This window comes from Streptomyces sp. NPDC090088, from assembly GCF_044747345.1.
Taxonomy (GTDB): domain Bacteria; phylum Actinomycetota; class Actinomycetes; order Streptomycetales; family Streptomycetaceae; genus Streptomyces.
On the sequence record NZ_JBIVDZ010000019.1, the window covers coordinates 38,496 to 46,432 of the forward strand.

9 protein-coding genes and 1 pseudogene are annotated in these 7,937 nt (G+C 67.3%); 3 read left to right on the plus strand and 7 right to left on the minus strand.

Annotated elements, in window-relative coordinates; all coding sequences use genetic code 11:
* Positions 1 to 143: 143 nt before the first annotated feature.
* Entirely contained in the window at positions 144 to 431 is a 288-nt protein-coding gene (locus ACIPSJ_RS51655; protein WP_401357374.1) for a hypothetical protein, read from the minus strand.
* A 316-nt stretch (positions 432 to 747) separates the two neighbouring features.
* Here ACIPSJ_RS51655 and ACIPSJ_RS51660 point away from each other — a divergent pair, with 316 nt between their 5' ends.
* A complete protein-coding gene (locus ACIPSJ_RS51660) occupies positions 748 to 1,128 on the plus strand; it encodes a hypothetical protein (RefSeq protein WP_401357376.1) in 381 nt (126 codons plus the stop codon).
* Between the two features lie 144 nt (positions 1,129 to 1,272).
* Entirely contained in the window at positions 1,273 to 1,617 is a 345-nt protein-coding gene (locus ACIPSJ_RS51665; RefSeq protein ID WP_401357379.1) for a hypothetical protein, read from the plus strand.
* Here ACIPSJ_RS51665 and ACIPSJ_RS51670 read toward each other — a convergent pair.
* The 6 genes and pseudogenes from ACIPSJ_RS51670 to ACIPSJ_RS51695 form a co-directional block, all read right to left on the minus strand.
* The gene (locus ACIPSJ_RS51670) at positions 1,614 to 2,465 is read right to left on the minus strand and encodes an IS5 family transposase (RefSeq protein WP_401357381.1); all 852 of its coding nucleotides are present in this window, start codon (positions 2,463 to 2,465) and stop codon (positions 1,614 to 1,616) included. The genes ACIPSJ_RS51665 and ACIPSJ_RS51670 overlap by 4 nt on opposite strands.
* Positions 2,466 to 2,559: 94 nt before the next feature.
* Complete coding sequence (locus ACIPSJ_RS51675; protein ID WP_401357383.1) at positions 2,560 to 2,973, minus strand: RacP protein; 414 nt, start codon at positions 2,971 to 2,973, stop codon at positions 2,560 to 2,562.
* Between the two features lie 2 nt (positions 2,974 to 2,975).
* A pseudogene (locus ACIPSJ_RS51680) lies at positions 2,976 to 4,499 on the minus strand (DUF6192 family protein).
* Positions 4,500 to 4,560: 61 nt separating this feature from the next.
* Entirely contained in the window at positions 4,561 to 4,746 is a 186-nt protein-coding gene (locus tag ACIPSJ_RS51685) for a hypothetical protein (protein ID WP_401357386.1), read from the minus strand.
* Positions 4,743 to 4,892, minus strand: a complete 150-nt coding sequence (locus tag ACIPSJ_RS51690; protein ID WP_401357388.1) for a hypothetical protein — start codon at positions 4,890 to 4,892, stop codon at positions 4,743 to 4,745. Before ACIPSJ_RS51690 ends, ACIPSJ_RS51685 begins: the two co-directional genes overlap by 4 nt.
* Before the next feature lie 111 nt (positions 4,893 to 5,003).
* Positions 5,004 to 6,002, minus strand: a complete 999-nt coding sequence (locus ACIPSJ_RS51695; protein ID WP_401357390.1) for an aldo/keto reductase — start codon at positions 6,000 to 6,002, stop codon at positions 5,004 to 5,006.
* 213 nt (positions 6,003 to 6,215) lie between these two features.
* On the opposite strand from ACIPSJ_RS51695, the gene ACIPSJ_RS51700 reads away from it, so the two are divergent.
* Entirely contained in the window at positions 6,216 to 6,884 is a 669-nt protein-coding gene (locus ACIPSJ_RS51700; protein ID WP_401357392.1) for a TetR/AcrR family transcriptional regulator, read from the plus strand.
* Positions 6,885 to 7,937: the final 1,053 nt, after the last annotated feature.

Sequence of the window (7,937 nt, forward strand, 5' to 3'; positions counted from 1 at the left end):
TTTCCGGCAGCGAGACTGGTTCGAAAGAAGCACATGATCCACTGCAGTGCTGGCGCAGCAGGGCCTCGCGGCTGCCGGAGACAGCCAGGACGTGCGAGGTGTCGAAGAGACGTGGGCCGGGCTCGCGGAAGGGGGAGAGGCCTTCACGGCGTGCGCGGACACGTCCAGTTGGCGAGCCTTTGAAGGGCCGGGGCGATCGTCGTGGTGATCGGGGTGGGGCGGCGGCCGATCAGGCGGGCGAGGTCGCTGCTGATGGCGGCCAGCTCGCCCTTCTCGATGGCGACCTCGCTTACCGCGGCTCCGCGTGCGACTGGTTCGGACAGGCTCGCCAGCGTGTGGATGGCGTAGTACGTCTGCGAGCAGATGGCGGTGTACGCGATGTTCCAACCGGCTTGGCGGCCCAGTTTGCGGCGTACTCGGCGAAGCTCCACACTCGCCGCCCAGCTTGTGCGTCGTGTTCTCGTGGCCTTCGCCGGTCAGGGCCGCCGCGTAGTCGCCGAGGGCTGCGCTGGTGATCCAGCCGCGTCACCCGCTGCGGCGGTGACGGCACCGAGTCTCAGGACGCTGGCAGCTGATCGGTGTTGACCTCGTTGTACCAGCCGTTGCGCAGGAAGACGTACAGCAATCCCGAGACGGCGATTGCGGCCTTAGTGCCTGTTTTCAAGGTCAGAGCGTGACGATCGCCGAAGCGTCGGTCCTGTCGTAGCGTGGAAGTACTGGTAGACGGGCTCCCTCCTGGGGGCGGCGATGGAGTACTGGGAAGTGGAAATCGCAGCGTTCAGGCACTTGATCGCTGCCCATCCGGATGAGTTCTCCGCGTTCCTTGCCGAGGAGGAGCGGAACGCAACGATCACGGTGCCCGCAGAGCCGTGCCCTGCTTGCAAGCGCCTGCACCTTGATCGGAAAGGGGTTGAACTGGCTGCTCACCTGGGACACGACCGCCTCGGTCACCGAGCACTCCATGCCCTGTGGGAGGGCGGCTATCGGACCGTGAGGCAGGTGCGCGAGGCGTCCGATCAGGAGCTGGGGATGCTGGGAGGGCTGCGCGATGCCGGCATCGGACGTGTCCGCGCCTCGCTGAGGCTGCATGATCTTGCGCATGCCCATGAAGGCCGCCTGGACCGGTGACCCGTATCGCGTGAGATGACCGCCCTCACGAGCGTTGCCGCAGACCGGAAGGCTCGACCACCTGGGACGGATCCGCCCCGAGCGGTGATGGGCCCGCGGCGGAGACCTCCGTGCCTGAGCAGGTGGTGTGATCGTTGGACCGGAATGGACTACGAGTTCTTCAGCCAGGTCCTCAAGCACGGGGGCGTCGAAGCGGTGGAGACTGCACTGGAGGATTTCGCCGGCCGGGCTTGTGGTGACGAGCTGGATGCGGCCGTGGATGTGGCATGCAGGGTCATCGCGGACGACACCGCCCGCATCAAGGCGCGTGGTGAACGGGACAAGGCAGTGGCCAACCGGCTGGCAGCGGAGGCTGCCGAACTGGAGTGGCAGCTCGTTTCGTTGTCGGCGAACTCCTCGGTCCGTCTCCTGAAGCCCGCTGACCGCCTGCATGAGGAAAAAGGTGTGCGCCGTCGGCGTGACGACGATGAGATGGATCTTGCCCGTTAGGCCGCTGCCGCCAGAGAGGATTCCGGGGCCTGCGCGGCCCTCCGGGTCGGCTTGCGGGTGAGACGGCGAGTCATCAGCGTGATAGAAGCCCAGGTGATGAGGGATTCGCTGACCTGCGGCAGCCTCTCGTGGTCCCGGCAGTGCCGTCGGGCCCTCATGATCCACGACAGCGACCGCTCGACGACCCAGCGGCGGGGCAGGACCACGAAGCCGGGCGTGTTCGGCGGGCGGCGCACTGTCTTGATCTTGATGTCGAGGCGCTGGTTCGCCCAGTCGACCAGCGCGCTGGCGTAGGCGGAGTCGGCCCAGACGATCGCGATCTCGGGGTGCATGAGGTGCAGCCGGAAGAGGACTTCGCGGGCGGCGTCCCGGTCGGTGACGTCGGCCGGGGTGACCATGACGAGCAGGACCAGGCCGCGGGTGTCGACGACGACATGGCGCTTCCGGCCGTTGATTTTCTTGGCTGCGTCGTAGCCCCGGCTGTTCCTGCCGACCGTCTCGGAGGCCTTCACGCTCTGGGAGTCCACGATCACGGCGGCGGCCTGAGGGGTCTTGCCGCCGGCAAGGCGGACGGCCCGACGCAGCTGGTCGCGGATGAGGCTGATGACACCGGCGGCTGCCCAGCGTCGGGCGAAGCCGTAGATCGTCCGCCAGGGAGGGAAGTCCGAGGGCATCGCCCTCCACTTGATCCCGTTGTCAACGAGGTAGCGGATGCCGTCGACGATCTCGCGGCGAGGGCGCTTCTCCGGCCGCCCGCGGCCTGTTTCGCAGGCAGCGGGCGGTAACAGGGCCTCGATCAGTGCCCACTCGGCGTCGGTGGTGTCGGAGGGGTAGCGGGGGCGGCGCATCGGATCGGTGAGGGGTCCTGGCCGTGTGCTGCCGGGGAGCCGGCCAGGACCCCGTTCCCTTCGGATCGCAGGTTGTCGGCGTCCCGGACGCAAGTCACCTGGTCTGCGAGGACGCCATATCCAGGCTCGACTCGACCGCCGTGATCTGCGTGTTCAGGTACTTCGCCCACCGGCTCTTCTGGAAGAGGGCCAGGTGCGGAGCCAGCGTGCCGGTGATCATCCGGCGGAACTGGGTGAGCTTCTCACTGATCCAGACCCGCTCCCACGCTTCAAGTTCGTCCTCGCTCGCGCAGAAGTGATAACCGTCCTGCCGGGTCCAGATCAGCGGAGGCCAGCCGCGCTCGGCGCACAGGTCCCGCATGGCCGTCAGGCCGCTGCGGGTCTGGTACTCGCTCAGTTCGCAGGCGCCCATCAGACGTCTGAGAGGCAGCCCCGCCGGGGCCGCCTCCATCAGCGCGATGCGCAGGAGTTCGGCGTGACGCTCCGCGGCCGGGGAGCGTTTGCGCACCCCTACTCACCCCGCAGGATGCGGGCGAGTTCCTCGTCCATGTCGACCTGGCCGGTGGAGACCGCGGTCTCCACCTAGTCCAGCGTTGCGCGAGCACGTGCGATGTTGGACAGCAGGACCTCGCGTTCGTCCGTCGACCAGTCGCGGTCGCGCATCTTCGGCACCGCCTTGGACGCTTCGCGGACGAACCGGTGGAAGGCGCCGAGCAGGTCCACGAACTCCTCGGTCCGCTCGATTTTCCGGACCGCCGGCCCCAGCGGTGACTCCTGGCGGAAGGCCGCGGCCTGCTGGCGGGAGCGGTCGGCCTGGGCGCGGTTCACCGCGTGACGGGCCGGCGGGTCGGCCGCGACCCGGGCCGCGACTTCTGGACGGCGCAGCACGTCGGAGGCCACCTTCGCCGCGGCGACATCGTCCTTGACCACGCTCTGCACCGTCTCCGCGCGGTGCTCGGGCGTCTGGGCCTCGATGACCGCCTGCCGGACGGCGGGGTCCTCCATGAGCCGGGCGGCGACCTGCGGCCGGCGCAGGACGTCCCGGGTGACCTCGACCGCGACGTCCTCGTCGACCGCCAGGTCCTGGACGCGTTCCACCTTCTCCTGGACCGTTCCGGGCCGGTCGGGACGGCGGCCGACGTGCTTCTTAGCCAGGTTCGTCGTCCAGCGCCGCAGCCCGCTCACGTCGTCGACCGGCGGGTGGTCGATCGCCGCGAACCGCTCGGCGTCGTCCCGGACCGACGCCAGGATCGAGTGGACCTTGTGCGATACACCCTCACGGCGCCGGGCAACCGGCCAGCGGTGGGAGGTGAAACGGTAGTTGAGGACGGTGCTCAGCGATAAGCCGATGTCGTCGGCGTATATCTGGAGTGACGCGCGGACCCCGAACAGCTCGTCGCTGTGCGGCGACGAGCCGCCTTGCGACCGTATCGGCTCGATCTCCGCAGCGTGGTCGCCGATCGTGAACATGGCCCGCCCCATCTGGGCGACCAGCTGGCGGTCTGTGCTGACGATCTCGTCATATCGCTGTCGAGTGACCTGGCCGACGTTCGTGGACACGGTGATCACCACCCCTTCGCGGGGCCGGGTGCGGCACTCGGGGCCGCAAGGAACCCGCGGCCCCTTGCTCTCTCCGGAGAGTCCTCCCGCCGCGCGATCGTCAACAAGGCGTGACGTCAACTCGGTCAGTATCGGTACGAGTTGCGCAAAACAAGCGTTCAGAACAGCGTCACTGTGACGCCGATCCGGACGCTTCCTGCCGCTGCCGCCAGGCCCTCGTACGGCACCGCGGCGAGCAGTAGACGGTGCCCGCCGGATGCTCCACCCCGGGCGTCCACCGCGTCCCGCACGACGGGCACTCCGCGGCGTCACGCGCCTTCCGTAGGGCCGCCACCCTCGCCCGCACCCGACGGGCGTGATGCCACTGCCTGGAGCGACAGACCGCCGAACAGAATCGCGCCCGTGGGCCGGCGTCCAGCCGAAGCGGCTCACCGCAAGCCGGGCAATACCGGATCGGCGACCGGCCGTCACCATCGGCCACCCCACCAGGCTAGGCCCGCGAAGAGATCACTTCAGCGACTTCAGGAACGGGCACTTAGGATTGCCGGTGGGCGTCGGCGAGTTCGGCCGTCAGAGGACCCAGGGCGCTGGTGTAGGCGATGATGCCAGTGTCGGCGGACCGGGCGGTGCCGGTGACGGTCTGGTGTTGGGCCGTGCGGTCCTTGTCATAGGCGTCACCGGAGATCGGCAGCACCTTGGCCTGCGGAGAACAGGCCGTCAAAGGGTTTCGGGACGATCGTAGTAGTCGGCGGCGACGACCTTCACGCTGTGCCGCTCGGCGAGGTCGCGGGCCTTCTCGGAGGTGCGTGCGAGGGCGGTGAAGTGGTGGCCGTGCTTTCTGAAGGCTGCGGTAACGAAGATGGCCACTACGGTTTCCTTACTGGTCAAGCTAGTTGGTGGGGCGGGGGTGCGGCACGCGTCGGCGAGGTGGCCGGACCTGAGGTGCAGGGCCGCCAGGCCCGGCCGGGTGGTGGAGTGTCAGCGGTGCTTGACGCCGGTCTGCGCGTGCGCGGCGATCCGCGGTTCGGTGACCGGGGCGTCGCCGAGAGCCCGATCGACGGCTTCCAGCAGGTCCTCGGAGAGTTGGGCGTCGGAGACCTCGGTGTTGGCGTGGACCTGCTCCGGGCGGGAGGCGCCGGTGATGGCGGTGGCGACTTCGCTGCGGCGCAGGATCCAGGCCAGCGCCAGGGTGGCCAGGCTCATTCCAGCCTGCTTGGCAACTGGGACGAGGCGTTGGACAGCTTCGAGGTTGGCCTCGTTGTAGACGAGAACGCTGGGGCCGGACATGGTGTCGCTGGCGAAGCGGCTGCCTTCGGGCAGGGGCTGTCCCGGCTTGTACTTGCCGGTGAGCATGCCCTGGGCCAGCGGCGACCAGACGGCGTTGGAGATGGCGTTGGCTGCGGTGAGCGGGAACAGTTCGGCCTCGGGCGCCTGCCACAGCATGGAGTACTGCGGCTGTGAGATGGCGAACAGGTCGGGTCCGGCGATGTCGATGGCTGCCTGGATCTGTTCGATCGTCCATTCGCTGAAGCCCAGGTAGCGGACCTTGCCCTGCTCGACGACCTTCTGGAACGCCTCGATGGTGTCCTCTATCGGCACCGAGGGGTCGAAACGGTGCGCGTAGTAGACGTCGACGTAGTCGGTCTTCAGTCGGGCCAGGGAGGCATCGATCTGCTTGTTGATCTGCTGCGGCGACAGGCCCTGGTCGGCGGGGTCGTCGGACATCTGGCCCCAGACCTTGGTGGCCAGGATGTAGGAGTGCCGCGGGTGAGAGGAGAGGATCTCACCCCATGCTGCTTCGGCGGCTCCGCGGCCGTAGACGTTGGCGGTGTCGAAGAAGTTGATGCCAGCGTCGAAAGCCGCTTCGGTGCAGGCTTGGATCACGTCAGCCTCGACGCCACCCGAGTAGGTGAGCCAGGAACCGAGAGCGATCTCAGAGACCTGAAGGTCCGAGTTGCCGAGGGTGCGGTACCGCATGAGTCCTTCTTCTGTGTGCCCTGTGGTCAGCGACGCCGCAGGTTAGGCATGTGCTGGTCAAGGACCAGAGGAAGCGGTCCGCCTTGCCAAGCCGCAAGCTTGCGGACCGGATCCGAGAGCCAGGCACGTATCGGATAGTCTGATCCGGCTACGCGGAGGCTACCGTATCACGCAAGCGGATATATATATCCGATTTGCGCTAGGGTTAGGTCTATGACGCCCCGACCTCTTCGCAAAGACGCCGAACTCAACCGTGATCGGCTGCTGGAAGCTGCCCGGGAGCTGTTCGCGAAGCGGGGGCTGGGTGTCGGGCTCAACGAGATCGCCCGTCGCGCTGGCGTCGGCGTCGGTACCGCGTACCGGCACTTTCCGGACAAGGAGCAGCTCATCGACACTCTGTTCGAGCAGCGGCTTTGCGAGATCGTTGCGCTCGCCTCGGAGGCGTTGGGTGATCCGGACGCATGGCGCGGCCTCGGCTTCTTTCTGGACAGGTGGCTGCGGCTGCACCTTCACGACCGCGGGCTCACGCAGGTCTTCACCAACCCGGAGCTCGGCCCTCGGCGTGTTGGCAAGTCCCGTGACCGCATTGCTCCCCTGCTTGATGCGATTGCAGACCGTGCGAGGGAGCAAGGCCACACGCGGCCCGACTTCCGTGGAACGGATGTCTTCTTCATTCAGCTCACCCTTGCGGGGCTGATGGATCGCAGTCTCGAGCTGTCCCCCGACCTCTATCGGCGTTACCTCGCCATGATCTTGGACGGTGCCCGGGCTCGCCCCGATCTCGCGGCGGATCTGCCGGTGTCGGCTCTCACTGTCGACCAGACGCACGCAGTGATGACCAGCCGCGGTCAGGCCGGCGCCAAACGCTCCGCGCAACCGTGAGCGGCGTCTCGCGCGCACAGGGGGTGCGTCCACTGCGTCAAAGGCTTTCCGGCCAGCCCTGAGGGGGAAGCGGGGTAGTGGTCGTCGTCCGCTCTCTTGGTGGCTAAGCGTGGCCGCAAGGGCCGGCGCATTGGCCGGCTGCAGGCGATCGTCCGCTCCCGCCTCGGCGCGCATCCGATGGCCAGGGCTCAATACAGGTACCTGGTTGGCCAACTGTGCCCCCTTGTGGCAGTGCGTGAAGCTCGTTTGCGCGCTAGCTCGATACGGTAGGAATGAGCCGCGTCGGTACATCCCGCGCCGAGCGACCCGACGAACCTGTCGATGCGGAGAGTCGGGCAGTCACTCCTGGGGGGTCTTCGGAAGCGGATATGGTGGTCCGCTTGTGCTATGGTGGGCCCGTAATCGGATAGATGAATCCGGTGGCTCCCTGAGGGCTGTTACCCACTCAAGTCGGTGATCCCCTGAGATGTGAACGCCGTCCAGTGCATGGTCGCACCGAAACGCTGGCGACTGCGATCTGTGCGGGGCGAGATCCCGAGCCGGGTGGCCGTGAACCGGTCATTGCCCCCGTCGGCAGCCAATGCCTCCATCCGGCAGTCGACGGCAGCAAGGGAGCCTTCGCTGAAGGGAGTCAGGTCATGCGGTAGGACCCCGAGACACTCGCGGTGCTCACGGACACCGAAGAGAGCAGATCGCGCCGCTCAGTCCCGACGGCGTGACGTACCGCAGGACGACGGTGATCTGGATGATGGTCGCCCCTGAAGCGAGCGCGCTCATTCATCACTCCGCGCGGGGCTTGATGCGCCACTTGGGCGCTCCGGGGTCGGCAGACAGAGCCCTGCCGCCGCCGAATTGCAAGATTATTTCATGCTGGCTTTCGAGGGCCAGCCGACTGACTTCGCGGAAGGAATCGCCTCATGACAGCCGTCATTGGCGGTGCCGCTTACGGCACCGCCCACCCGATCCCGCGGATTGCGTTGCGTGATGGCACGTGGATTCCTCAGTTGGGTTTCGGCACCCTCAACGTTCCTGAAGGCGCTGCTGGTCGCCCTG

Coding starts and splice junctions, on each gene's coding strand:
- ACIPSJ_RS51660 (WP_401357376.1), top strand. CDS start 748: ATGGAGTACTGGGAAGTGGAAATCGCAGCGTTCAGGCACTTGATCGCT.
- ACIPSJ_RS51665 (WP_401357379.1), top strand. CDS start 1,273: ATGGACTACGAGTTCTTCAGCCAGGTCCTCAAGCACGGGGGCGTCGAA.
- ACIPSJ_RS51670 (WP_401357381.1), bottom strand. CDS start 2,465: ATGCGCCGCCCCCGCTACCCCTCCGACACCACCGACGCCGAGTGGGCA.
- ACIPSJ_RS51695 (WP_401357390.1), bottom strand. CDS start 6,002: ATGCGGTACCGCACCCTCGGCAACTCGGACCTTCAGGTCTCTGAGATC.
- ACIPSJ_RS51700 (WP_401357392.1), top strand. CDS start 6,216: ATGACGCCCCGACCTCTTCGCAAAGACGCCGAACTCAACCGTGATCGG.